The sequence below is a fragment of the Streptomyces sp. NPDC050315 genome (genome assembly GCF_040655775.1).
Taxonomy (GTDB): domain Bacteria; phylum Actinomycetota; class Actinomycetes; order Streptomycetales; family Streptomycetaceae; genus Streptomyces.
Window position 1 is genome coordinate 429,868 of sequence record NZ_JBFAKN010000004.1, and the last position, 24,762, is coordinate 454,629.

Sequence of the window (24,762 nt, forward strand, 5' to 3'; positions counted from 1 at the left end):
TACGGGCTGTCTTCCTGCTCTTACTGACTTCTACTTTCTACCTTTTAATGGTCGGACCATAGCAGCCCACCTGCGTTTCGGCCGAGCGTGGGAGGTGATCAGTCGACCTCGGCGTCCCTCGGGGCAGTGGCCGGTGGGGTGAGGGCGTAGGCGATGCCGGTGTGGGGATCGGTGTCGTAGCCGGTGCGGAACGCGGTCTCGTAGGCGTCGTCGCCGAGGATGCGGCGAGCCTGTTGCTCGCACGCGGTGCGGGCCGCGACGAGTCCGGGAATGCCCGCCTGAGGGGTGCCAAGGGTGTGCCAGATCCGCTCGGCGGTGCCCAGGAGCCGGGCGGCCTGCTCGCCGTCCCCGGAGGTGACGACCGCGGAGGCCAGCAGGTCGAGGACCATGCCGATGCCGGTGCTGTCGTGGAGGCGGCGTTTGCCGTCGAGGGCGGTGCGGGCATGGGACGCGGCCTCTTCGGTCCGTCCCAGCGCCAGCAGGGCCAGGGCGCGCAGGTACTCGCCCCAGGAACGGGCCCAGGTCTCGCCGCGCCGGGCGCACTCGGCGGTCAGCTCTTCGGCGGTGGCCAAGGCAGCGGTGAACTCTCCGAGTTGGAGGTGGGCGAAAGGGCGCGACATCCACGCCATGAACCACCCGAACTCGTACCGTCCGTGGCCCGGCCGAGGGCGAGGCGTCGTGTCGATCAGCTCGACGGCTCGTGCGTGCCCGCCGAGCAGCATGAGATGGACGACCTCCAGATAGGCGGCGGCATGGACGGTGTCATCGGTGTCGTCGGCCGCGGCCTCCCGAAAGGCGGAGGCGAGGGGAAGGACGGTCTCCGCGTCTCCCAGCATGGTGGCGCTAAGGGCGGAGGCCAACAGGGCCTTGGCCCGGATCGGCCCGGTGGTCGGGCCCAGGGCCAGGGCCCGGTTCAGGTAGTGGCGGCCTTCCCTGGCGTAACCGCAGGCGCCCCAGAAGAACCACAGCGCTCCGCCCATCTCCTGCGCGCCGCGCCCGTCTCCCTCGGCGAGGCAGTGGTCGAGCGCGGCGCGGAGGTTGGCGTGCTCGGCGACCGTCCGGTCGCGCCAGGCGATCTGGTCCGGCCCCAACCAGCCGGCATCCGCCCGCTCGGCCAGCGCCCGGTAGTAGTCCCGGTGCCGGCGGGCCAGCTCGTCCTGTTCGCCCAGGCGTTGCAGCCAGCCGGCGCCGAACTCGCGGATGGTGTCCAGCATCCGATAGCGCTCGCCGCTCCCGGTCGGCTGCCAGATCAGGATCGACTTGTCGACCAGCGCCGTCAGCAAGTCCAGGACCTGCTCGTCCGGGAGGTGCTCATCGGCACAGACCTGACGGGCCGCCTCGGCGTCGAAGGTCCCGGCGAAGACCGACAGCCGGGCCCACAGCAGACGGGCGGACGGACGGCACAGTTCATGGCTCCAGCCGATCGCGGTCCGCAGCGTCTGGTGCCAGGGAGGTTCGGCCCCGTCCACCAGCTCGTTCGTCTCGCCCAGGACCGCGAACCGGTCCGCCAGCCGCTTGGCGAGGTCGGCCACCGGCCACTCTCGTAGCCGGGCCGCGGCCAGCTCCAGGGCGAGCGGCAGCCCCTCCAGCCGCCGGCACAGCCTCACCACATCGGCCCGGTTGGCGTCGGTGACCGCGAAACCGGGCACCACCTCGGCGGCCCGGGCGGCCAGCAGCGCCACCGCGGCCACCTCATCGACCGCGTCCGCCGTATCCGCCCCGGCGTCGGCCGCCGGCACCGGCAGCGGCTCGACGGCGAACACCTCCTCGCCGACCACGCCCAGGAGACGGCGGCTGGTGACCAGGACCCGCAGCCCCGGCGCGGCCCGCAGCAACACCTCGACGGCCAGGGCGCAGGCGTCGGTCAGGTGCTCGCAGGTGTCCAGGACCAGCAGCAGCTCACGGTCGGCGAGGTAGTCGGCCAGTACGTCGATCATCGGGCGGGTCGTCCGGTCGGCCGGCGGCAGCGCCTCGGCGATGATGTGCGCCAGCAGGTCGCCCCGGTGCAGCGACGAGAGCTCCACCCACCAGGCCCCGTCCCGGAAGGACGGCTGCGCTTCGTACGCCGCCCGCAGCGCCAGCCGGGTCTTGCCCACCCCGCCGACCCCGGTCAGCGTCACCAGCCGGGACTTCTCCAGCAGCTGCCGTACCTGAGCCAGCTCGGACCGTCGCCCGACCAGCTCCCTCGTTTCCACTGGCAGGTTCCCCGCACGCCGCCGCTGCCTGGTCACGATCGCCCCTCTCCCCGCATCCAGGATGGGGGCAGTCTGCCGACGCCCAGAACACCGAGTGACGGTTGCAGAGAAAGTGACCGCTTGTGATCACAATGGACCGTGATCGGGCGGGCGTAGCGCGGTGGATGAACGTGATGTGCCGGACGCGGCCCGGCTACTCCTCCGGCGCCCGCTCCTCCACCAGCGTCCCGTGCAGTCCTCGGATGTGCTGTTCGACCAGGTCGGCCGCGCGGGTGCCGTCGCCGGCGCGGACCAGGCGGAGCAGTTCGGCGTGCTCGGCGTTGAGTGCGGCCGCGGTCGCCGGCCAGTCCTCGGCGGCCTCCAGGGCGCGCAGGATCAGCGGGCGTACGGATTCGCGGACGGCCGAGGTGAGGGTGGAGGTGAGCGCGTTGCCGGAGCTGCGGGCGATCTGGACGTGGAAGCGGGTGTCCAGGTCGTTGAACTCCTGGACCCCCACGTCCGGCGCGCCCATGCGCGCGACCAGCTCCGCGGCGGCGTCGAGGCCGGAAGCCGCCTCGTCGAGGCCGGCCGCCCGCGCGTCGTCCGAGTCGCCCGCCGCCACCCGCTCGGCCGCCGCCTCAAAACTCGACCGTTCCAGCGTGACGCGGGCCTCCAGTACGTCCTCCAGGCAGTAGCTGCCGAGGGCGAAGTGGAGGCGGAGGAGGCGGCCGAGCGCGTCGTCGGGGTTCCGGACGATGCGGGCGCCGGCGTCGGGGCCGCGGCCCGCCTGGGCGACCAGGACGCCGATGGTCTCCAGGACGCGGAGCGCCTCGCGGAGCGCGGAGCGGCTGACCCCGAGCACCGGGGCGAGCTCACGCTCGGGCGGCAGCCGGTCGCCGGCCTTGAGCTCGCCCGCCAGCACCCGCTCCTCGATGCTTTCGAGGACGAGCTCGTGCGTACGGGACTGCCGTACGGGTCGCCACTCGACAGCCATCCGTCACTCCCTGGTCGGCCCGACAGCTTCCACGAAAAACTATGTCACACGCCGTGACATCCCCTGGCTGCGGTCGGCTTCACGTATTCCCCCTTCGTTTCCCCCGGTGGCCGTACCGCATGCCCGTGGTCTCCGCCCGTACTCAGCCGTGCAGCCGCACCGGCAGCGATTCCACCCCGTAGACGATGGACAGCTTGCGGAATGCCAGTTCCTGTTCCGGAACGGCCAGCCGCATGTTCGGGAAACGCCGGACCAGTGCCGGGTAAGTGGCGCGGAGTTCCATCCGGGCCAGTTCGGCGCCGACGCAGCGGTGGATTCCGTATCCGAATGCGAGGTGCGAGGGGACGTTGCGCTGCGGGTCGAAGCGCTCCATGTCCGGGCCGAGCTTTCCGTCCCGGTCGGCGCCGCTGAGCGAGCACAGTACGACATCGCCCGCGGAGATGGGCACGCCGCCGATTTCGAGATCCTCCCGGGCGAACCGGGGAAAGGCGACCTGGACGACGGTGAGATAGCGCAGCAATTCCTCGACGTACCGGTCGATGGCGTCGTCGCCGTCCTTCAGCGCCGCGAAGTGGTCGGGGTCGCGGAGCAGGACGAGGGCGCCGAGCGCGAGCATGCTGGCGGTGGTCTCGAAGCCGCCGGTGAGCACGCCGTCGGCGAGGCCGGCCAGCTCGTCGTCGGTGACGGTGTCGCCGTGGTCCCGCACGATCTGGCCGAGCAGGCCGTCACCGGGGTCCTTGCGCTCCTTCTTGACGATCTCCTGGAAATAGGCGAGCGATTCCGATATGGCACCGAACGAGGCGTTCGCGCCGCTGAAAAGGTCGAAGCGGGCCGCGCTCAGCCGCTCGAAGTCCGCGCGGTCCTCGTACGGAACGCCCAGCAGTTCGCAGATGACGAGAGAGGGAATGGGCAGGGCGAAGGTGTGGACGATGTCGACGGGCTCGCCCGAGCGCCCGAGGCGCTCCATTTCGGCCAGTCGTTCCTCGACGATCTCGTGGATGCGCGGGGTGAGCCGGCCGAGCCGGCGCATGGTGAATTCGGGAGTCAGCAGACGGCGCAGCCGTGTGTGGTCCGGCGGATCGGCGAATCCGAGACCGCCGGGGTTCTTCCCGGCGTCGGCTCCGGCATTGCCGACGAGGTTGGTGTAATCGGTACTGAATGCCTTGGCCTTGCCCAGCACCTCCTTCACCTCGTCGTACCCCGTGACCAACCACACCTTGGAGGCGAGCGGCACGGGAAGCATGCTCACCGGGGACTTCTGCCGCACTTCCGACAAGTCGGCCACCGGGTCAAGGCCGTGGCGACGCAGCGGCATGAGGGTGGACTCGGGCAAGAAGGGCATACGGGATAGATCGAAGCCCTTTTTCTGAGTCCGCGCGAGATATCTGCGGGCCAGCCAAGCGGTGACGCCCGAGCGGATTTTGGTCATGACCGCAATACTGCCTGGCCGATACCCGTGCTGACCAAGCGACCTGGCAGCGAACAGGTAACGAGATGAAACGACCGGTACGTCTGAGACGTCCCATCGGCACCACACGCGCCACTCCGGTCCGCCGCCGACGCACGACCGGAACATGATCGTCCTCGGTGGCATACGCCCGGCCTCTTGCTACTTTGCCTGACATGACCGCGACCACGGCCGCGACGGCTGACGCCCCTCCCCCCGGTCTCCGGCTGCCCAGGCGCCGGGGCGTCGAACTGCTGCTGCTCGCCGCGGCCGTCCTGATCAGCGTCTACGGCTACGTCGAGGTCGGCCTCGCCCGGCACGGCACCGTACCGGCCGGCGCCGCCCGCTACGGCGCGGGGCTGGCCGTGCTCGCGCTCCTCGGCCACCTCGCCGTACGCCTCCGCGCGCCGTACGCCGACCCGCTGCTGCTGCCCATCGCCGTCCTGCTCAACGGCCTCGGGCTGGTCCTGATCTTCCGGCTCGACCAGGAGACCCCGAAGGACCAGGCGGCGCCCACCCAGCTCGTCTGGTCCGCGGTCGGCGTGGCGCTGTTCATCGGGGTGGTGGCGCTGCTGCGCGATTACCGGAAACTGCAGCGGTACGCGTATCTCAGCGTGGCCGCCGCGCTCGTCCTGATGATCGTGCCGATCTTCTTCCCCGCGGTCAACGGCGCAAAGATCTGGATCCGCTTCGCCGGATTCTCCATCCAGCCCGGCGAGTTCGCCAAGATCCTGCTCAGCGTCTTCTTCGCGGCGTATCTCGCGGCGAACCGGCACGCGCTGGCGTACACCGGCCGCCAACTGTGGCGCCTCCAGTTGCCCACCGGCCGGGTGCTCGGCCCCATCGTCGCGATCTGGCTGGTCAGCGTGGCCGTACTGGTCCTGGAGCGGGACCTGGGCACCTCGCTGCTCTTCTTCGGCGTCTTCGTCGTCCTGTTGTACGCGGCCACCGGGCGCACCGGCTGGATCGCCGTCGGGCTGCTGCTCGCCGCGGTCGGCGCGTTCGTCGTCGGCAGCCTCGAACCGCATGTGCACAGCCGGGTCGCCGACTGGCTGCACCCCTTCGCGAGCATCCAGCGGGGCGAGGGCGCGAGCCAGCTGGCCCTGTCGCTCTTCGCCTTCGGCGCGGGCGGCCTGCTCGGCACCGGCCTCGGACAGGGCCACTCGGCGCTCATCGGCTTCGCCATGAAGTCGGACTTCATCCTGGCCACGGCGGGTGAGGAGCTGGGGTATGCCGGGCTCACCGCCGTCTTCCTGCTCTACACGCTGCTGGTCGCCCGGGGTTACCGCGCGGGCCTGGCGATCCGCGAGCCGTTCGGGCGGCTGCTCGCGGTCGGGCTCTCCTCGCTCCTCGCCATCCAGGTGTTCGTGATCGCGGGCGGGGTGATGGGGCTGATCCCGCTGACCGGCATGGCGATGCCGTTCCTCGCGCAGGGCGGTTCCTCCGTCGTCACCAACTGGATCATGGTCGCGCTGCTGGTCCGCATCAGCGACCGGGCGCGGCGGCCCCGGCCCACCCGCGCGGACACCGGGGTCATCGCGCGGATCGTGGTACCGGAGGAAGAGCGCGGCGGCAGAGAAGGCGGAGGCGGCCGGAACGGGGGTGCGCCCCGGTGATCCGGCACATCCGCCGCACCTCGGCCTTCTGCCTGCTCCTGCTCGTCCTGCTGCTCCTGAACGCCGCCCGCGTCCAGCTCCTCAACGAGGACGAGTACGCGCACAATCCCGCCAACCGCCGCGCCGACCTCAAGCGTTACGACCAGCCGCGCGGCAGCATCGTCGTCGGCGGCCGGTCGGTCACCGGCTCCCGGGACAGCGGCGGCTCGCTGCGGTACGCCCGTACGTACTCCCAGGGCCCGCTGTACGCGCCGGTCACCGGCTACGCCTCGCAGGTCTACGGCACGACCCTGCTGGAGAACGCCGAGGACGACCTCCTCTCGGGCACCGACGCCCGGCTCGCGCCCCTTCCCCTGTGGACCGCACTCACCCGTGAACAGCAGCCCGCCGGCGATGTCGTCACCACCATCGATCCGGCGCTGCAGCGGGCCGCGTACGAGGGGCTGGGCGGGAAGAAGGGCGCGGTGGCCGCCGTGGAACCGGCGACCGGAAAGGTCCTCGCGCTGGTCAGCACGCCCTCGTACGACCCGGGCGAGCTGTCCGGCAGCGGCTCCCGCACCACCGACGCCTGGACCCGGCTCAACGCGTCCGCCGACCGCCCGATGCTCAACCGGGCGCTGAAGGAGACCTATCCGCCCGGCTCGACGTTCAAGGTCGTCACCGCGGCGGCCGCGCTGGAGCACGGCGTGGTGGACGACCCGGACGCGGCCACGGACACGCCGAGCCCGTACACCCTGCCCGGTACGTCCACGAAGCTGACCAACGAGGCGAGCGGCTGTGAGAACGCGAGCCTGCGGCACGCGTTCGAGGTCTCCTGCAACACCGTCTTCGCCCGTCTCGGCGTGGACGTCGGCCTGGACGACATGGCGAAGACGGCGGAGAAGTTCGGCTTCAACGACGACGGCCTCACGATCCCGTCCCGGGTGGTGGAGAGCACCTTCGACACGGACATGAACGACGCGCAGCTCGCGCTGTCCTCGATCGGCCAGTACGACACGGCCGCCACGCCGCTGCAGATGGCGATGGTCGCCTCGGCCGTCGCCAACCACGGTGACCTGCGGCGACCGTACTTGGTGGAGCGGCTGACCGACACGCACGGCGACACCCTCTCGCGCACCCGCCCGCGCCGGCTGCACCGGGCGATGAGCGAGGACACCGCGGAGCGGCTGCGGGAGCTGATGACCGATGTGGTCACCCGCGGCACCGGTACGAAGGCGGCGATCCCCGGCGCGACGGTCGGCGGCAAGACCGGCACCGCCCAGCACGGCGTCGACAACTCCGGTACGCCGTACGCCTGGTTCCTCTCCTGGGCACAGGCGGACGGCGCGGAACGCCCCGCGGTCGCGGTCGCCGTCGTCGTCGAGGACGCGGCGGCCGACCGCGCCGACATCAGCGGCGGCGGCAACGCGGCCCCGATCGCGCGAGCGGTGATGCAGGCGGCGCTCGCCCGGTGACGGCGGGAGAAGCGCGGGGCGCCGGGGGCCGCGTGCCGAGTGCGCCCGGCACAATGGCCCCATGAGTGACGCGACGCCGCTGACGCTGCCCGAGGTGGAGGTGATCGCGCGCCGGGCGCACGAGGGGCAGACCGACAAGGCGGGGCGCCCGTACGCCGAGCATCTGGCCGCCGTGGCGGCCGGGGTGCGGGCGCGCGGCGGCAGCGACGAGCAGATCGCGGCGGCCTGGCTGCACGACTCGGTCGAGGACGCCGCGCTGTCGGCCGAGTGGCTGGCGGGCGCCGCGCTGTCGCCGGCCACGAAGGCCATGGTCCTGGCCGTGACCAAGCGGGCCGGGGAGCCGCCGGAGGAGTACGCCGCGCGCATCCTGGCCACGCCCGGCGCGCTGCTGGTCAAGGAGGCCGACCTCGCGCACAACGCGGATCCGGACCGGCTGGCCGTCCTGGATACGGCGACCCGGGAGCGGCTGACGGCGAAGTACGCACGGATGCGCGGGCTGCTGGGCCTGGCCGGCTGAAGCCCGGCAGCACCGGCCGAAGCTCGGCCGCACCTGCTGAACGGGCCGGTCCGCCACCGGCCGGTATCGCGTCCACCCGCCGGACACCCCCACACAAACATGCCCAATACAGCTAACCTGCCGCGCATGAGCCCTTCGGACGACACCAAGGCGCGTGTGATCGCTGCCCTTTCGGGGGCGAGCGTTCGCCGCGTCGCCACCGGCCAGACCATCCTCGACGGCATCGACTGGTCCGTACGCAGCGGGGAGCACTGGGCGCTGCTCGGCGCCAACGGCGCGGGCAAGACCACGATCCTGCGCCTCGTCGGCGCGCTGATGTTCCCCACCACCGGCACCGTCGAGGTGCTCGGGCACCGGCTCGGCACGGTGGACGTACGGGAGCTGCGCGCCGCGATCGGGCTGGTCTCCAGCGCGCAGAAGGTACCGGTGGACCTGCCCGGGCACACCGTCGTCCTCACCGGCGCGACCGGCACCGTCCAGCCGCTGTGGAAGAAGTACGACGACGCCACCCGGGAGCGCGCGCACGCGCTGCTGACCGAGCTGGACTGCAAGGAGCTGGCGGACCGGCCGTACGGGGTGTGCTCGGGCGGGCAGCGGGCCCGGCTCCTGATCGCCCGCGCGCTGATGGCCGACCCCTCGCTGCTGCTGCTCGACGAGCCGTTCAACGCGCTCGATCTGCCGTCCCGCGAGGACCTGATCGACACGATGCATGAACTGGCGCTGAACCGGCCGGAGTTGGCGACGGTCACCGTGACCCACCACCTGGAGGAGCTGTCGCCCGCCATCGGCCACGCGGTCCTGCTGCGCGACGGCCGCGTCCAGGCGAAGGGCCGGGTGGACGAGGTACTGACCGACGCCGGCATGACGGCCTGCTTCGGCCGCCCGATCGAGGTCACCCACCACGAGGGCCGCTGGCTGGCCCGCTCGGGCCGCCGCTGACCACGAGGCGCCCGGCCCGTTCCAGCATGCGGTCGGCCCGGTGACCGTGCCCGCACCCCGTCGCTAGGGTGCGGGCATGATCACGCCATCCGCGGCCACGCCGCAGCCCGCGTCGTTACCGGCACTCGCCCAGGTCAACATCGCCCGCCTCAAGGCGCCGCTGGACTCCCCCGAGCTCAAGGACTTCGTCGACGGGCTGGACCCGGTGAACGCGCTCGCCGAGGCCGCCGACGGGTTCGTCTGGCGGCTGAAGTCGGACGGCGGGGACGCCACCGACATCAGCATCTTCGGGGACGAGTGGCTGATCGTGAACATGTCGGTATGGCGGGACCTCCCGTCCCTCACCTCCTTCATGTACACCGGCCTCCACCGGGAGTTCCTCGCCCGCCGCCGCGAGTGGTTCGAGAAGGTCGACGAGGCGATGACCACCCTGTGGTGGGTCCCGGCCACCCACGAGCCGACCGTAACGGAGGCCGAGGACCGCCTGACCCACCTACGGCAGCACGGCCCGACCGCCCACGCCTTCACCCTCCGGACGACGTTCCCCGCCGCTCTCTGAGCAGCGGGGCCCGTGACTCACTCCGCCGTGCCGCCGCGGTTGATCGCCTCTGCGACCTCGGCGGTGCGGGCGGCCTCCTCGGAGGCGAAGCGTTCCGCGTCCAGTTTCTCGGCCAGTTCCTCGTCCTGGGCCATGAGGAGGTCCAGGTTGGAGTCGCCGAGGTCGAAGACGCCCATGTCGAGGTAGGCCTGCTGGAGGCGCTTGCCCCACAGGCCGATGTCCTTCACGCACGGGACGATGCGGCTGAAGAGCAGCTTGCGGAAGAGGTGCAGGAATTCGGACTGCTCGGTGAACCGTTCCGCCTCGGCCTTGGGTATGCCCCAATTTTCCAGTACTTCGAGGCCGCGCAGCCGGTCGCGCATGAGGTAGCAGCCCTCGATGACGAACTCCTCGCGTTCGCGGAGCTCGGCCTCGGTGAGCTGCTTGTAGTAGTCGCGCAGGGCCATGCGGCCGAAGGCGACGTGCCGGGCCTCATCCTGCATGACGTAGGCGAGTATCTGCTTGGGCAGCGGCTTGTTCGTGGTGTCGCGGATCATGCCGAAGGCGGCGAGGGCCAGGCCCTCGATCAGGACCTGCATGCCCAGGTAGGGCATGTCCCAACGGGAGTCCTTGAGCGTGTCGTTCAGTAGGGACTGGAGATTGTCGTTGATCGGGTAGAGCATGCCGATCTTCTGCTGGAGGAAGCGGCTGTAGATCTCCGCGTGCCGCGCCTCGTCCATGGTCTGGGTCGCGGAGTAGAACTTCGCGTCCAGGTCGGGAACGGACTCGACGATCCGCGCCGCGCAGACCATCGCGCCCTGCTCGCCGTGCAGGAACTGGCTGAACTGCCAGGAGGCGTAGTGCTGTCGCAGCTCTCCGCGCTCCTTGGCCGTCATCCGGTCCCAATATTTCGTGCCGTACAGGGACATGGCCTCGTCAGGAGTGCCGAGCGGGTCGTGCGGGTCGACCTCCAGGTCCCATTCGATGCGCAGATCGGCGTCCCACTGCTTGTCCTTGCCCTTCTTGTACAGGGCGAGGAGGCGGTCGCGGCCGTCGTCGTACTCCCAGGTGAAGCGGGCGGCGCCGGTGGCCGGCACCTGCCACAGCGGTTCGCCGGGGTCGGTTGCGTAGAGCTCGCGGGTGGACATGAGGAGCCTCCTCGGATCACCGAACACCGTTACGTGTGCGGTAGTTGGCAGGCTCACACGCTCCTTACCGGAGGGTCAAGAAGTCGTGTGCAGGGGATTGACGCTCTTACTGACGCGCAGTCTCATAAGACGTGACCGCCGGTAACCCCACGAGCGAGGTAGCCACAGCCATGTCGACAGCCCCTGACATCAGCACGGCGGAGACCGAGGCACTGCGGGACGCACTCGGGCTGCTCAAGGACCGTGAGCAGGTTGCCGAGCGCCTGCTGGACTCCTCCGCCAAGCACTCCTTCGACCCGGACACCGAACTGGACTGGGACGCGCCGATCGAGGACGGCAAGTGGTTCTGGCCGCCGGAGCTCGTCTCGCTCTACGACACGCCCCTGTGGAAGAAGATGTCGGAGGAGCAGCGGATGGACCTCGCCCGGCACGAGGCGGCCTCGCTCGCCTCGCTGGGCATCTGGTTCGAGATCATCCTCATGCAGCTCCTCGTCCGGCACATCTACGACAAGTCCGTGACCAGCGCGCATGTCCGGTACGCACTCACCGAGATAGCGGACGAGTGCCGGCACTCCAAGATGTTCGCGCGGCTGATCCAGACGGGCGGCGCGCCCACGTACCCCGTCTCCCGCTTCAACCACAACCTCGCGCGGATCCTCAAGACCGTCTCCACCACGCCCGGTTCCTTCGCCTGCACGCTGCTGGGCGAGGAGATCCTGGACTGGATGCAGCGGCTGACCTTCCCGGACGAGCGGGTGCAGACCCTCGTACGCGGCGTCACCCGCATCCACGTCGTGGAGGAGGCCCGGCACGTCCGGTACGCCCGCGAGGAGCTGCGCCGCCAGATGGTCCGCGCGCCCCGCTGGGAGCAGGAGCTGACCCGCATCTCCTCCGGCGAGGCCGCCCGCGTCTTCTCCGTGGCCTTCGTCAACCCGCAGGTGTACACCAACGTCGGCCTGGACCGCCGGGAGGCCGTCGCCCAGGTGAAGGCGAGCGGCCACCGCCGCGAGGTCATGCAGACCGGCGCCAAGCGGCTCACCGACTTCCTGGACGAGATCGGCGTCATGCGGGGCGTGGGCCGCAAGCTCTGGCGGAGCTCGGGGCTGCTGGCCTGAGCCGGACGGCAGCGGCGGTCGCAGGACCGGCCGCCGCCCGGCGCCCCCTCAGCCGCGCAGGTGCGCCAGTACGGACCGTGCCGCCCGGTCCACCGCCTGCCGCGCCTCCTCGGTGTGGTCCCTGGTCTCGAACCCGTGGTGGCCGTTCGGGATGTCGACCACCTCGACGTCGGCCCCGCAGTCCGCGGCGGCGGTCAGGAACTCCTCGACCGTCACCGCGATTTCCGGGCTCTCCTGCCCCACTCGGGTCAGTACGACCGGCAGCCGCCCCGCGCCGCGCACCGCCTCCGCGGGGCGGAACCGGGAGCCGGAGAGTCCCCAGGACGGCAGCGGCGCGAGGACGGGGTAACTGGCCGCCACGCACCGCAGCCACGGCGGGGGCGCCGCGAGCCAGTCGGCCGTGAGCAGCCCGCCGGCGGACAGGTGCCACAGCGCGATGCGGTCTTCGTCGACTCGCGGGTCGGCCCGTACCAGTTCGATCGCCTCGGCGAGGTCGTCGGCGGCGCGCGGGTAGTCGGTGAGGGCGTGCAGCCGGTGGTCGAGCGTGACGCCGATCGCGCCCAGACCCGCCAGGTAGCGCCCGTAGCCCACGAAGGCCGGCCAGTCGCGCGGCGTCGGCCGCGCTCCGGCCGGTACGGGCCCGCCGTGCACGAACACCACCGCCGGGCGAGGCTCTTCCCCGGCCGCCCCGTCCCGCACCTCGTCCGGCAGATACAGATCGACCCGCCCGATGCGCTCGCGGCGCCGCTCCGGTACGTCCAGGAGGAACGGCCGCAGGTGCGACGGCTGTTCGGTCACCGTCGCGGACAGCCGGTACCCCTCCCCCGCCGCGGCCTTCAGCAGTACCCCGGCCAGCTCGCCGGGCGCGGAGAGCATCGGCCAGTGCCCGGTGTCGAGGTCGAAGAAGGTCACCCGGGGGTCGACGAGCGCCTTGAGTCGGGGGTCCCCGAGTCCCACGATCTGCTCGACGACGGCGATGCTGTTGCCGTTGGCGGTGCAGAAGACGCCGGTCGTCGGCAGCGCGGTGGCCGCTTCCGGGAGGCGGAGCGGCTGGGTGAGGGTGCCGCGCGGCTGCGGTGCGGCGAGGCGGGTCAGCCGCGCCAGGTCGGTTTCGGAGAGGCCGGTGGTGCTACCCCAGCGCTGCCATTCGTCGGCCGCGGGCGGCGGCACCCGCCAGTCGTCCGCCGCCTCGCCCTCGCCCAGCAGCCGGTCGCGGACCGTCCCGTCCGGCACCAATGTCAGTGCCGGGTCCCCGTCCTGGGGCATCCCCGCGTCCAGGTACACGACCCGGGCGATCCGCTCCGGGCGCCGGCCCGCCGCGCCGAGCACCGGGTGGATGCCGTAGCAGTGGCCGACGAGCACGACCTCCGGCGCTTCGACGTGGTCGATGAGCTGCACCACGTCCTCGACATGGGTCTCCAGGTCCGTGCCGGGACCGGCCAGGTGGCGGCGGTCCCCCATGCCGGTGAGCGTCACCGGGTACACCTCGGCACCCGCCTCCCGCAGCCGGCCGGCCACCTCCCGCCACACCCAGCCGCCGGTGTGACTCCCCGCCACCAGGACGAATGCCGTCATGTACTTCTCCTCGCGCGCCTCGGTCCCCCGCGTCCGGCCCCGTCGGCCGGCCGCGCTCGCCGGTACCGTAGGAGCTCCCCCTGAGGGAGGTTCAAGCCGTGGTGGCCGACAACATGTGGAGCATCGGCGAGCTCGCCGAGCAGGCGGGCGTCACCGTCAAGACCGTCCGCTTCTACTCGGACCGCGGCCTGCTGCCCGAGGCGGCCCGCAGCTCCGGGGGCCACCGCCGGTACGGTCCCGAAGCGCTCGACCGGCTCCGCCTCATCCGCTCGCTGCGCACCCTGGACCTGCCGGTACCGGACGTGGGGCGGGTGCTGGAGCGGGAGGACGCGCTGGGAGAGGTACTGGAGGACGTGGTCGCCGGGCAGTTGCGGGAGCTGGGCTCCCAACTGGCCGCGCTGCGCTGGCGGGAGGCCGCGCTCCACCTCCTCCGGGACTGCGCCCCCGAGGAACGCCCCGAGCGGCTGCGGCTCCTCGGCTCCGTGACCGCCCCGCCGAGCACCGCCGCGCCGGCCCGCTTCTGGCGGTCCTGGCTGCCCGCGCGGCTCCCTGCCCGGCTGGCCTCCGTGATCGTCGACACCTCGGTCCCGCAGCCGCCCGCGGACCCGACGCCCGCCCAGGTACTGGCCTTCGCCCGGCTGCACGCCCTCGTCGCCGACATCCCCCACCCGGGCGCGGACTACTGCCAGCCCGCGCACCACCGGCCGGAGAACGGCTACCACCTGGGCGTGCTCTACGACGGCCTCGTCGAGGCCGCCGCGCTCACCGCACCTGCGCTGCGGGCGCGGCGCGCACCGCACGAGGGCGAGGCACTGGACTGCTTCGTCGCCGCCCATGCGCGCGCCCGCGGGCTGCGCGACACCCCCGCCTTCCGTCATCGGCTCAGCCACCAGCTCGCCGCCGACCCGTACATCGCGCGCTACTGGGAGCTGCACGCCGAGCTGTCCGGCCCCGAGCCCACCCTCGGCGCCGTCCACGACTGGCTCCGTACCGCCCTGGACACCCGGGCGGCCCGGACCGAAGGACGGTTACGCTGCTGTTCATGAACGGCAGCAGCACCGCACCGGCAGTACCCCGCCCCGCGTACCGGCGGCTGAGCGTGGCGGAGCGGCGCGCCCAGCTGCTGGCGGCGGCCCTCGGCCTCTTCGCCCAACGGGCGCCGGAGGACGTGTCGTTGGACGATGTGGCGAACGCGGCCCAGGTCTCCCGGCCGCTGGTCTACCGCTACTTCCCCGGCGGCAAGCAGCAGTTGTACGAAGCGGCCCTGCGCAGCGCCGCCGACAACCTCGAAGGCTGCTTCGCCGAGGCGGAGACCGGCCCGCTCACGCTGCGGCTGGCCCGCGCACTGGACCGCTACCTCGCCTTCGTCGACCAGCACGACGCCGGATTCAGCGCGCTGCTGCAGGGCGGCAGCGTCGTGGAGACGGCCCGCACGAATGCCATCGTCGACGAGGTCCGGCGCACCGCCGCCGAGCAGATCCTGCGCCACCTGGGCACCCCGGAGCCGGGCCCGCGGCTGCGGATGATGGTCCGTACGTGGATCACCGCCGTCGAGGCGGCCTCGCTGATCTGGGTCGACGAGGAGAAGCAGTTGCCGCTGGACGAGCTGCGCGACTGGCTCGTCGACCACTTCGTCGCGCTGTTCGTCGCGACCTCGGCGACGGACGAGGAGACCGCGCGGGCCGCGGCCGCCGCGCTGGCCACGGAGACCGCCGACGGGCCGGTCGGTCTCCTCGCGCGGCGGCTGGCCCCGGCCCTCGCGGACGCCGCCCACCTGCTCTGAGCCGGCGCCGCCTGCCGTGATGTGACACTGACCGGGTGAGAAGCGAGAACACGCCCTTCGTCGGCGGCCCGCTGGACGGGCGGGTGCTCCCCGTCCTGGTCGGCGCGACCGGCCGGCCGCCCGCCCGGTACGAGATCCCCGTCCCCGGGGAGGCCGGCGCGCCGGAGACGGTGCACGTCTACCGGCGCGAGCCCGGCCCGGCCGGCCGGCTGGGACTGCCGCGCGGCTGGGTGTACACGTACGACGCGGATGCGCGGCCGGGCGAAGGTCGGCCCAAATGGCCGTGGACACGTCGGCGTTGAGGGAACTCCCCCTTCTCGTCGGGCGTTTTTCCCGTACACGGCGGCCGCCGATCGGGTGATGCCCGTTCCCCCGGTTCGCCCGCTCCCCCGGCGGGAAGGCGTGGCCCGTGGCACCATCCGAACGAGTCGGATGGTCGACCAGAGCGGAGGTGGCGCGGTGCGGGGACGGTTCCGGCGGTCGGTGGGTTCGGTGGCGCTGCTGGGCGCCGCCGCCGTGGCACTGCCCGCGACGCCTGTGTACGCAATGGCCGGGCCCGCCGCGCCGCCCGACATCCCCGTGAGCGAGCTGCTGACCCGGCTGCAGAAGCTCTACCAGCAGACGGAGGCGGCCACCGAGGCGTACAACGCCACGGAGGAGGACCTCAAGGCGCAGGCCAAGCTGTCCAAGAAGCTCGACGGACGGCTCAAGGCCGCCCGCTCGGACCTGGCGCAGGGGCGCGCGGACGCCGGCCGGCTGGCCCGCGAGCAGTACACGGGCTCCGGGCCCGGCGGCCTCTCGCCGTACGTGCAGTTCCTGCTCTCCAAGGACCCCGAGCAGGCCCTGGACCGCGGTCACTTGCTCAAGGAGGCGGCCGGCCACCAGGCGGACACGGTCGCCCGGCTCGCCGGCAGCGCCGCTAAGGCGGACAAGCTGGCGACCGACGCCAAGAAGGCGCTCGACAAGCAGAAGTCCCTGGCCGACCGGCGGAAGAAGCAGAAGGCGACGGTCGAGGAGCGGCTGCGGGAGGTCGAGGCGATGCTCTCCTCGCTCTCGCCGGAGCAGCTGGCGGAGCTGAGCCGGCTGGAGCGGGCCGGTATGGAGGACGCGCAGCAGGCATTCCTCGGCTCCGGCGCGCTCGGCGGTCCGCAGGCCCCGTCGAAGGGCGGTCAGCGGGCGATGGCGTACGCGCTGACGCAGGTCGGCAAGCCGTATGTGTGGGGCGCCGAGGGCCCGGACTCCTTCGACTGCTCGGGCCTCACCTCACAGGCGTGGGCCAAGGCGGGCAAGCCGATCCCGCGGACGAGCCAGGAGCAGTGGAAGCAACTGCCGCACGTCAGCCTGCGCAAGCTCCGCCCCGGCGACCTGGTGATCTACTTCCCCGGCGCGACGCATGTGGCGATGTACCTCGGCGACGGCATGGTCGTACAGGCCCCGCGCCCCGGCGCCAAGGTGAAGATCTCCCCGATCGCCGCCAACCCTCTCCTGGGCGCCGTCCGCCCGGACGAGGACGCGCCCGGCCTCAAGAACTACACGCCACCGGAGCTCCCGGAGGGCGCCACGGACGGGGACGACACGGGGTACGGAGACGCGTCGGCGCCCGAGAGCTGAGCAGACCCACGGCAACGCACAACGGGGCGGCTCCCCCCGAGGGAACCGCCCCGCCGTGTCGTGCGGACGTGGACCGTCAGGCGCCCAACGACGCCAGGTACGCGTTCGTCTTCTCCGGCTCGTAGAAGAAGTTCTCGAAGTCGGAGGGGTCGTTGAAGCCATTGGCGAAACGATCGGCCGCGGGCTGGAGCTGGCCGGCCGCGCCGATCAGGTTCAGGACGTGCTCCGGCGGCGGGGCCAGCATGGCGTTCGTCCACTTGGTGACGTGCTGGGCGGTGGCCCAGTACCGGTCGAAGGTGTCCTGCATCCAGTCCGCGTCGAACGGCTTGTCGCCGTGCTCGAGGATCGAGTCCAGGTACGCCTTGGCGCACTTGGAGGCGGAGTTCGAGCCCTGGCCGGTGATCGGGTCGTTGGCCACGACGACATCGGCGACACCGAGGACGAGGCCGCCGGAGGGCAGCTTGCCGATCGGGTTGCGGACGGTGGGGGCGTAGCGGCCGGCGAGCGTGCCGTTGGCGTCGGTCAGCTCGACGTTCGTGCAGCGCGCGTACTCCCAGGGCAGGAACTTCTCCAGCAGCTCCAGCGTCAGCGCCAGGTGCTCGTTGGGGTCCTTGACGCCCTGAAAGGCGTCCAGCGGGCCGCCGGGGATGCCCTCCCAGAAGAGGATGTCGGCGCGGCCGGAGTTCGTGTACGTGGGCATGACGAAGAGCTCGCCGACGCCCGGGACGAGGTTGCAGCGGACCGCGTCGAACTCGGGGTGCTCCGGGCGGGGGCCCATGCCGTGCACGTACGCGACGGCCAGCGCGCGCTGCGGGGTGTCGTACGGGGAACGCGTGGCGTCCCGGCCGAACATGGACACCAGCTCGCCCTTGCCCGCCGAGACCAGCGTGAGGTCGTAGCGGGAGGCGAAGAAGTCGAGGTCGGAGACGGCGGCGCCGTGGATGACGAGCTGGCCGCCGCGCTGCGCGAAGGTCTCCATCCAGCCGGCCATCTTCACGCGCTGGTCGACGGACTGGGCGTAGCCGTCCAGCTTGCCGACCCAGTCGATGGCGCGCTGCGAGCCCTCGGGCGACTCGAAGCTGCCGGGGGCCGCCACGGAGACGCCCAGGCCCTCGATGCGCGGCGCCTGGCTCTCCCAGAAGTTGATCTGGAGGTCGCGCTCGTACTGGAGGGCGGTGTGGAACATGCACTGCGTGGACATGACCCGGCCGGAACGGATCTCGTCGGCGGTGCGGTTGGACATGAGGGTGACCTCATAGCCCTTGGACTGGAGACCAAGGGCCAACTGGAGACCGGACTGGCCGGCTCCGATGATGAGTATCTTCCGCATGGTGGTGCTCTTCTCTGCTGGGGTCCGCGAGCGGTGCGGACCTATTCGGGGGTCATCTCCAGGGCGTGCCCGACGAGGGTGAGCAGGGACTCCACGACCGTGATCCGCTTGCGCGCGTCCATGATCACCACGGGTACGCCATGCGGTACGGAGAGGGCCTCGCGCACATCCTCGGCCGCGTATTCGGCGGTCCCCTCGAAGTGGTTGACGGCGACGACGTACGGAAGACCGCAGCTCTCGAAGTAGTCGAGAGCGGGGAAGCAGTCCTCAAGACGCCGGGTGTCCGCCATCACTATCGCGCCGATGGCACCCCGGACCAGGTCGTCCCACATGAACCAGAACCGCTGCTGGCCCGGCGTACCGAAGAGGTACAGGACCAGGTCCTGGTCGAGCGTGATGCGGCCGAAGTCCATCGCGACCGTGGTCGTGGTCTTCTCCGGGGTGGCCGTGAGGTCATCGGTGTCCTCGCTGGCCTGCGTCATCACCGCTTCGGTCTGCAGCGGCGTGATCTCGGAGACCGACCCGACGAAGGTCGTCTTGCCGACGCCGAACCCGCCCGCCACCACGATCTTGGTGGCGATGGGGGCCTGCGTACGGTCCGTCTGCCAGCTCTGCAGCCCTTCGTCGGCGGCAGGCGTCCCGGCGCTCGCCGTCATCGTCTCAGAGCCTGCGAAGTCCACTCAGCACCCTCTCAAGCAGCGCGCGGTCGGGCTGGCCGGTGCCGTGCCCGGAGCCGTAGACGCGGATCTTTCCCTGGTCGGCGAGGTCGCTGAGCAGGACGCGGACCACGCCCAGCGGCATTTTGAGCAGCGCGGAGATCTCCGCGACGGACCGCATCCGGCGGCACAGCTCGACGATGGCCCGCATCTCGGGCATGACCCGGTCGGCCCAGTTGCCGGAGGTCAGCTCGCGGCGCTCCTCCGGCGCCTCCAATGCGGCCACGAACGTCTCGACCAGCAGGACGTGGCCGAAACGGGTGCGGCCGCCGGTGAGCGAATACGGCCGCACGCGCGCGGGTTTCCGGTCCCCGCCTCGCGTGGGGAGTTTGGGTGCGGTACTCACTGGGCGCTCTCCATCGACTTGCGCAGTTCACTGCGGAGTTCGGGGGTGAGGACATGGCCGGCCCGGCCGACGAAGAGCGCCATGTGGTAGGCGATGACGCTCATGTCGCAGTCGGGGGTGGCGTGCACGCCGAGCAGCGAACCGTCACTGATGTAACTGACGAACAGACTGCCCTCGTCCATGGCGATCATCGTCTGCTTGACCGAGCCGCCGTCCATCAGCTTCGCCGCACCGTTGGTGAGGCTGCCGACGCCGGACACGATCGTGGCCAGATCGGCGCTGGAACCCCGCGGGCCGCGGTGCCCCGCGGTCTCAGCGGAACCTTCCGCCAGCACCGGGTCGGAAGCCAGCAGCAGCAGTCCGTCCGACGACACGACGGCGACCGAACGGATGCCCGGCACCTCGTCGACCAGGTTGGACAACAGCCACTGCAGATTCCGTGCCTGATGACTCAGTCCGTAAGCAGTGGGCGCTTGCGCCTTCAATCGCGTGCCTCCTCGACAACGTGACTCTCTCCCGGGGCCCCCGCTCCGTCGGTGTCCGTTACTGGGATGGTCTGTTCGGCCGTGCGCTCCGCGATCTCGGCCTCGACATCCTTGCGGCCCGCGAGTGCGCCCTGCTGGAAGCCGCCCAGCCGGCGCCGCAGCGCCTCGGCGTTCACCCCACCCTGTCGCGGCGCGCTCGGCGGCCGCTGTGCCACGACGCGGGGCGTGCGCTTGGGCAGCCCCATGTCGGTGAGCCGTCGGGCGGGCGGCTCCTCCTCGGCGTCCTCGGCCCGGCTGTGCTCGGCGCTGCCGCCGTTGACCGGCGACGGCGCCGCCGGGGCGTCGTGCGGGGACGGCGCCGGGGTTTCGTCTGCGACGTACGGCGACCGGCCGACCGGTACGGCACCGGTCTCGGGGCCGCCGTCGGGGTCACCGGAGAAGTCCGGCACACCCGGCCGCGGCGCGGCCGTGCCCGGCACGCCGTTGCTCGGTGCGGCCGTATTCGGCGCGGCCGTGTGCGGTGCGGCCGGTGCCGTCCCGATGCCCGCCTCGTCGATCGTCCGCTCGGCGGCCTGGATCAGCGGGTCCGTGAACGGGCCCGTGAGGGAGTCCGGCAGGGGGTCGGTGAGGGGGTCGGGCAGGGGGTCCGTGAGGGGATCCGGCACGGGGCCCCGGAGGGACTCCGGCAGGGGGTCCGTGAGGGGATCGGGCAGCGGGTCCGTCAGGGGATCCGGCAGCGGGTCCGTCAGGGGGTCACCGACGGGAGCCGGTGCCGACTGCGGCTGCTGTGCCTGCTGAGGCTGCTGCGGCCGGCCGTGCTGCGGCTGCTGCGGCTCCACCTGCTGGGGCTGCTGCTCCTGTTGCGCCTGCTGCGGCTGCTGATCCCGCTGCGGCGGCAGCATGCGCTGGCCGCGCGTCGGCAGGGCGTTGGAGTTGGCCTCGGCGACCGAGCCCGGGAGGGTCGGCCCGGACTGCACCGTGCCGGGCTGCGCGGTCGCGGCCGGCGTCGGACGGGTCGGCAGGATGGACTTCGGCAGCACCACGACGGCGGTGATGCCGCCCTGCTGCTGGTCGCGCAGCTGGACGCGGACGCCGTGCCGCGCGGCGAGCCGTACGACGACGTACAGGCCGAGGCCGAGCGCCTCGTCGACCGTCTCCGAAGACGTCGCGGTCTCCGGGTCCGCCAGCCGCTGATTCAGCTCCGCCATCCGCTCGGCGGTCATCCCTATGCCCTGGTCCTGGACCGAGAGCATCAGCTCGCCGCTCTCCAGCAGCCAGCCGGAGAGCTCGACATGGGCGTCCGGCGGCGAGAACGCCGTGGCGTTGTCCAGCAGCTCGGAGACCAGGTGGCTGACGTCGTCGGCGGCGAAGCCGGCGATCTGGGAGTGCGGCGGCAGCGACTGGATGCGCACCCGCTCGTACCGCTCGATCTCGCTGATCGAGGCGCGCAGCACGTCCAGCAGCGGCACCGGCACGGCGTTGTGGTTGCTGTGCTCGGAGCCGGAGAGGACGAGGAGGTTCTCGCTGTTCCGGCGGACGCGCGCGGCGAAGTGGTCGAGCTTGTAGAGCGTTTCCAGCCGCTCGGGGTCCTGCTCCTTCTCCTCCAGGCCCTCGATGACGGCGAGCTGGCGCTCGACGAGGCCGACCGTGCGCATCGCCAGGCTGACGAACCGGTTGTTCACGCCGGAACGCAGCGCGGCCAGCCGCTCGGTGAGGTCGGCGCGCTCCTCCAGCAGTACGTCGCGCTCGGCGGCCAGCCGCTTGCGGCCGCTCGCCATCCGGGCGCGCTCGCCCTCCGCCTCGGCGGCCTTGGTCGCCAGCTCGGCGACCTGCGCGTGCAGCGCGTTGACGGAGCGCACGGTCTGCGCGTACTCGTCGTTGCGGCCCTTGTACTCGATGGACTGCTCTTCGCCCGGGTCCTTGGCGACCCGCGCGGCCCCGCGGCGCAGCGCGGACAGCGGCTGGGTCATCGTGCGCGCCGCCCAGATGCTGATGCCGACGGCGAGCAGCAGGCAGAGCCCGACCAGCCCGATGCGGATCTCCAGCGACGTGACGTCGTCGTCCCGGAGCTTCGCCATCGCCTTCACTTCGGCGGTGCTCAGCGAGGACTCCACGCTGCGCATCAGGCCGACGCGGGTGGCGGTGCTGGACTCGATGTGCTTGCGGTCGAGCTGGAGGTCCAGGGGGTAGAGCCGGCGCTCGTCGGTGAGCTTGTCGAGGTAGCGCTCGGCGATGTCGACGTCGGTGCCGTTGACCGTGCGGTCGTAGCTGTCCCGGGTGTCGTCGCCGGCGGTCTGCGCGAAGTCGGCGAGCGAGGCCAGTTCGCGTACGTGCGACTGCTGGGCCGCGGCGGACAGGTCGGTCTGCCGGCCCTCGCTCGCCAGCCCGGCGAGCAGCAGCGCGCGGGTCGCGGAGGCCTGTTCGGTGGCGCGGGCGAGAAGCGGCAGGGCCTCGGCGTGGGAGCCGGCCGCGGTGGCGCGGGGCGGTACCCGCTGGGCGATGTCGGCCGAAATGGCGTCCAGTGCCTGAATGGTGGCAGTGTAGGACTTGAAGGTGGCCAGGGCGCTGCCCGCGCCGGTCAGCCCCTGCTGACGGACCTTGGGCAGCGACTCCAGCAGCTTGCCGGCCTCGCCGAACGCCTCGGTCTCCGCGGAGCTCTCCGCCGCCTCGGCGCGCAGGTCCTTGATCTGCCGGTCCACGCGGGCCCGCTGGGCCTCCGAGACACCGTGCCCACCGCGCGTCGTCCGGCCGCCCGCGACATACACCGTCATGGCGTCGCGCTCGTCGGCGAGGGAGTGGGAGAGCGTCACGGCGCGGGCGTTCAGCTCGCCGAGGTCCACCAGCTCCTGGGAGCCGTCCACGTCCTGGGTCGCCGAGGCGATGACGGGCGTACCGACCGCCATGACGGCGACGGCGACCACCGCCACTGCCCCCATGAGCCTGTTGCGCACGCGCGCGGGACGTCCGCCCGCGCGGTCACCGTCCGTACCGGACCTGGCCGGGCCGGCCGGTGTTCCCGGCTCCACCACGTCACCCCGAAGCCGCTTCTTCCGCACCGCTGCTCGCAATCCTGTCTCGCCTGCCCACGCCGTGTGTGGCCTTGCGGACCCGGCCGTTCGCCCCGGAAGGCGGATCTGCGGCGCATCCGCAGCACCTCACGCCCCCGCCGGGCAGACAGTCCGGCTGTGCGCGTCGCGATGAGGGAATGGCCCCACCCATGATCCGGAATACGACCATTTCACCGGCGCCGCGCGGTGGCCCGGCAACGCCTGCCCGGCCACCTGAATGAGTGAACATCAATCGGAAGTTGACCATCAACTTCCGCTGTGGGACGCAACAGTAGGCCATCGGCGGGCGGGTTTGGAGAACGGTCCGGGTCCTGGCAGGATGCCCGCCCGCATCTTACGGAACGGCCTTTTACCCCCTCCCGGAACCGCAATTGGCGCCGTTCGCGCGCCGCGCCCCCGATTCGCCGCATTCCGGACGCTCTTCCTCAGCCAATTCCCGTCGCTCCGGCATGCTTGCCCCCATGCGTATCGAACTGGCCACCGAGCCCGGCGACCCCCAACGCCCCAACGAGGACTACGCATCAGTAGCGCTGCCCGCTTCCGGGCAGGGCGGCGTCCTCGTTCTGCTCGACGGTGTGACGCCGCCGCAGGAGGACTTCGGGTGCCGCCACGACGTGCCGTGGTTCACCGCGCGCCTCGGGGGCGCGATGCTCGAACTGTCCGGTTCGCTCCGCGACATGACGCTCACCGAAGCGCTCTCCGAAGCCATCGGGCGCACCGCCGCGGCCCATCGCGACACGTGTGACCTTTCTCACAGGCGGACCCCGCAGGCGACGGCCATCGCCGCGCGCTGGTCCCCGTACGCCGTGGAGTACCTCGTACTGTCGGACTCGGCGCTGCTCATCGAGGCGCCGGACGGCACGGTCGAGGCGGTACTGGACGAGCGCCTCGAACAGCTGCCGGCCGCGGTCGGTGAGCTGCGCGCCGCGGTACGGGCGCTGCCGGAGGGCTCGCCCGAACGGGCGGCCGCGGCCCGCGAGTACGTCGCGGCGGTCGAGGCGCTACGCAACGCCGAGGGCGGCTTCTACACCGCTGCCGCCGACCCCTCGGTGGCGGCGCGCGCGGTCACCGGCACCGTGCCGCGCGACCGGGTCCGCTCGCTGACCGCGCTGAGCGACGGGGCCGGGCGCTGGGTGGAGGTGTTCCGCGAGGGCTCATGGGCCGACTGCCTGGGCGTGGTGCGCAAGGAGGGGCCGCAGGCGCTCATCGACCGGGTACGGGCGGCCGAGAACGCGGACGCGGACGGGCTGGACTTCCCGCGCGGCAAGATGCACGACGACGCGGCGGTGGTGTTCGCGGAGCTGTGAGGGCGGAGCCGTGAGGGGGAGGCGCGGGCGTCAGTCCTGCTCCCGCTCGCCTTCCTCGGGCCCATCCTGCTCCTGCTCTTGTTCATCGTTCAACCGATGCAGCAGGCGCGCCAGTTCGGCGATCTCCCCGCGGTCCCACGAGGCGAGCCGACGGGCGTACCGGTCACGCCGGGCGCTGCGTACTCGGGTGAAGCGGGCCAGCCCCTCGTCCGTGAGCCGGACCAGGACGGCACGCCCGTCGGCCGGGTCCTTCTCGCGCGCCACCAGGCCGAGGTCGTCCAGGGCCCGCAGCTGACGGCTGATGGTCGCCTTGCCGACGCCGAAGTAGCAGGCCAGTTCGGTGGCGCGCTGCTCGCCGGCCTCGGCGAGCCGGAGCAGCAGGCCGTACGCCGAGGGCTCCAGGTCGGGGTGGACCTCGCGGGCCATTTCGCCGGAGGAGGCGCGGGCGCGGCGCAGGAATACGGCCAACTCGTGTTCCAGCGACAGAAAGAGGTCGTCGATGGCGCCGGGCCGCTTCGCCGCCGCCCCGTCGGTTCCGGTGTTGTGCACGTCAGCGCCCTTTCCCGTTTTCCGGACGATGGAAGAATTTTTCAGCGGCG

22 protein-coding genes are annotated in these 24,762 nt (G+C 71.8%); 11 read left to right on the top strand and 11 right to left on the bottom strand.

Annotation, left to right across the window (positions count from 1 at the left end; genetic code table 11):
* Window positions 1-98: 98 nt before the first annotated feature.
* The 3 genes from AB0I82_RS17200 to AB0I82_RS17210 form a co-directional block, all read right to left on the bottom strand.
* Window positions 99-2,195 (bottom strand): NB-ARC domain-containing protein, encoded by a 2,097-nt coding sequence (locus AB0I82_RS17200; protein WP_363258068.1) that lies wholly within the window; start codon window positions 2,193-2,195, stop codon window positions 99-101.
* 193 nt (window positions 2,196-2,388) lie between these two features.
* Window positions 2,389-3,168 carry a GntR family transcriptional regulator gene (locus AB0I82_RS17205; RefSeq protein ID WP_363258069.1) on the bottom strand — a complete coding sequence of 260 codons (780 nt, stop codon included), beginning with the start codon at window positions 3,166-3,168 and terminating at the stop codon, window positions 2,389-2,391.
* A 142-nt stretch (window positions 3,169-3,310) separates the two neighbouring features.
* A complete protein-coding gene (locus tag AB0I82_RS17210; RefSeq protein ID WP_363258070.1) occupies window positions 3,311-4,597 on the bottom strand; it encodes a cytochrome P450 in 1,287 nt (428 codons plus the stop codon).
* Between the two features lie 194 nt (window positions 4,598-4,791).
* On the opposite strand from AB0I82_RS17210, the gene AB0I82_RS17215 reads away from it, so the two are divergent.
* The 5 genes from AB0I82_RS17215 (at window position 4,792) to AB0I82_RS17235 (ending at window position 9,700) form a co-directional block, all read left to right on the top strand.
* Window positions 4,792-6,231, top strand: coding sequence for an FtsW/RodA/SpoVE family cell cycle protein (locus tag AB0I82_RS17215; RefSeq protein WP_363258072.1), 1,440 nt, complete (start codon window positions 4,792-4,794; stop codon window positions 6,229-6,231).
* The gene (locus AB0I82_RS17220) at window positions 6,228-7,685 is read left to right on the top strand and encodes a penicillin-binding protein 2 (protein WP_363258073.1); all 1,458 of its coding nucleotides are present in this window, start codon (window positions 6,228-6,230) and stop codon (window positions 7,683-7,685) included. The genes AB0I82_RS17215 and AB0I82_RS17220 overlap by 4 nt, the downstream gene beginning before the upstream one ends.
* A 61-nt stretch (window positions 7,686-7,746) precedes the next feature.
* On the top strand, window positions 7,747-8,202 hold the full coding sequence (locus AB0I82_RS17225; protein ID WP_363258074.1) for an HD domain-containing protein: 456 nt from the start codon (window positions 7,747-7,749) through the stop codon (window positions 8,200-8,202).
* A gap of 126 nt (window positions 8,203-8,328) precedes the next feature.
* A complete protein-coding gene (locus AB0I82_RS17230) occupies window positions 8,329-9,141 on the top strand; it encodes an ATP-binding cassette domain-containing protein (protein ID WP_363258075.1) in 813 nt (270 codons plus the stop codon).
* A gap of 76 nt (window positions 9,142-9,217) precedes the next feature.
* Window positions 9,218-9,700 carry a DUF3291 domain-containing protein gene (locus AB0I82_RS17235; protein ID WP_363258076.1) on the top strand — a complete coding sequence of 161 codons (483 nt, stop codon included), beginning with the start codon at window positions 9,218-9,220 and terminating at the stop codon, window positions 9,698-9,700.
* A gap of 17 nt (window positions 9,701-9,717) precedes the next feature.
* On the opposite strand, the gene AB0I82_RS17240 is transcribed toward AB0I82_RS17235, so the two are convergent.
* Window positions 9,718-10,827 carry a ferritin-like domain-containing protein gene (locus AB0I82_RS17240; RefSeq protein ID WP_363258077.1) on the bottom strand — a complete coding sequence of 370 codons (1,110 nt, stop codon included), beginning with the start codon at window positions 10,825-10,827 and terminating at the stop codon, window positions 9,718-9,720.
* Window positions 10,828-10,997: 170 nt separating this feature from the next.
* Here AB0I82_RS17240 and AB0I82_RS17245 point away from each other — a divergent pair, with 170 nt between their 5' ends.
* The gene (locus tag AB0I82_RS17245) at window positions 10,998-11,942 is read left to right on the top strand and encodes a diiron oxygenase (RefSeq protein ID WP_363258079.1); all 945 of its coding nucleotides are present in this window, start codon (window positions 10,998-11,000) and stop codon (window positions 11,940-11,942) included.
* Window positions 11,943-11,990: 48 nt separating this feature from the next.
* Here the strand turns inward: AB0I82_RS17245 and AB0I82_RS17250 are convergent, their stop codons facing one another.
* The gene (locus AB0I82_RS17250) at window positions 11,991-13,517 is read right to left on the bottom strand and encodes an alpha/beta fold hydrolase (RefSeq protein ID WP_363258080.1); all 1,527 of its coding nucleotides are present in this window, start codon (window positions 13,515-13,517) and stop codon (window positions 11,991-11,993) included.
* A 113-nt stretch (window positions 13,518-13,630) separates the two neighbouring features.
* On the opposite strand from AB0I82_RS17250, the gene AB0I82_RS17255 reads away from it, so the two are divergent.
* The 4 genes from AB0I82_RS17255 to AB0I82_RS17270 all read left to right on the top strand — a co-directional run bounded on the left by AB0I82_RS17255 (window position 13,631) and on the right by AB0I82_RS17270 (window position 16,911).
* Window positions 13,631-14,563 carry a MerR family transcriptional regulator gene (locus tag AB0I82_RS17255; protein ID WP_363258401.1) on the top strand — a complete coding sequence of 311 codons (933 nt, stop codon included), beginning with the start codon at window positions 13,631-13,633 and terminating at the stop codon, window positions 14,561-14,563.
* Window positions 14,560-15,300, top strand: coding sequence for a TetR/AcrR family transcriptional regulator (locus tag AB0I82_RS17260; RefSeq protein ID WP_363258081.1), 741 nt, complete (start codon window positions 14,560-14,562; stop codon window positions 15,298-15,300). The genes AB0I82_RS17255 and AB0I82_RS17260 overlap by 4 nt, the downstream gene beginning before the upstream one ends.
* Window positions 15,301-15,335: 35 nt before the next feature.
* Window positions 15,336-15,602: a hypothetical protein gene (locus AB0I82_RS17265; protein WP_363258082.1), complete on the top strand. Its 267-nt coding sequence runs from the start codon at window positions 15,336-15,338 to the stop codon at window positions 15,600-15,602.
* 157 nt (window positions 15,603-15,759) lie between these two features.
* Complete coding sequence (locus AB0I82_RS17270; protein WP_363258083.1) at window positions 15,760-16,911, top strand: NlpC/P60 family protein; 1,152 nt, start codon at window positions 15,760-15,762, stop codon at window positions 16,909-16,911.
* 76 nt (window positions 16,912-16,987) lie between these two features.
* Here the strand turns inward: AB0I82_RS17270 and AB0I82_RS17275 are convergent, their stop codons facing one another.
* Genes AB0I82_RS17275 through AB0I82_RS17295 form a run of 5 tightly spaced genes read right to left on the bottom strand, consistent with a single transcriptional unit; the run spans window position 16,988 to window position 22,739 of the window.
* Window positions 16,988-18,241, bottom strand: a complete 1,254-nt coding sequence (locus tag AB0I82_RS17275) for a styrene monooxygenase/indole monooxygenase family protein (RefSeq protein ID WP_363258084.1) — start codon at window positions 18,239-18,241, stop codon at window positions 16,988-16,990.
* Window positions 18,242-18,282: 41 nt separating this feature from the next.
* On the bottom strand, window positions 18,283-18,897 hold the full coding sequence (locus AB0I82_RS17280) for an ATP/GTP-binding protein (protein WP_030258774.1): 615 nt from the start codon (window positions 18,895-18,897) through the stop codon (window positions 18,283-18,285).
* 4 nt (window positions 18,898-18,901) lie between these two features.
* Window positions 18,902-19,303, bottom strand: a complete 402-nt coding sequence (locus AB0I82_RS17285) for a DUF742 domain-containing protein (protein ID WP_030258778.1) — start codon at window positions 19,301-19,303, stop codon at window positions 18,902-18,904.
* Window positions 19,300-19,788: a roadblock/LC7 domain-containing protein gene (locus tag AB0I82_RS17290; RefSeq protein ID WP_363258085.1), complete on the bottom strand. Its 489-nt coding sequence runs from the start codon at window positions 19,786-19,788 to the stop codon at window positions 19,300-19,302. Before AB0I82_RS17290 ends, AB0I82_RS17285 begins: the two co-directional genes overlap by 4 nt.
* Window positions 19,785-22,739 (bottom strand): nitrate- and nitrite sensing domain-containing protein, encoded by a 2,955-nt coding sequence (locus tag AB0I82_RS17295; RefSeq protein ID WP_363258086.1) that lies wholly within the window; start codon window positions 22,737-22,739, stop codon window positions 19,785-19,787. The genes AB0I82_RS17290 and AB0I82_RS17295 overlap by 4 nt, the downstream gene beginning before the upstream one ends.
* 578 nt (window positions 22,740-23,317) lie before the next feature.
* Between AB0I82_RS17295 and AB0I82_RS17300 the strand changes: the two genes are divergently transcribed.
* A complete protein-coding gene (locus AB0I82_RS17300; RefSeq protein WP_363258087.1) occupies window positions 23,318-24,163 on the top strand; it encodes a hypothetical protein in 846 nt (281 codons plus the stop codon).
* Window positions 24,164-24,193: 30 nt separating this feature from the next.
* Here the strand turns inward: AB0I82_RS17300 and AB0I82_RS17305 are convergent, their stop codons facing one another.
* Window positions 24,194-24,712, bottom strand: a complete 519-nt coding sequence (locus tag AB0I82_RS17305; protein WP_363258088.1) for a MarR family transcriptional regulator — start codon at window positions 24,710-24,712, stop codon at window positions 24,194-24,196.
* Window positions 24,713-24,762: the final 50 nt, after the last annotated feature.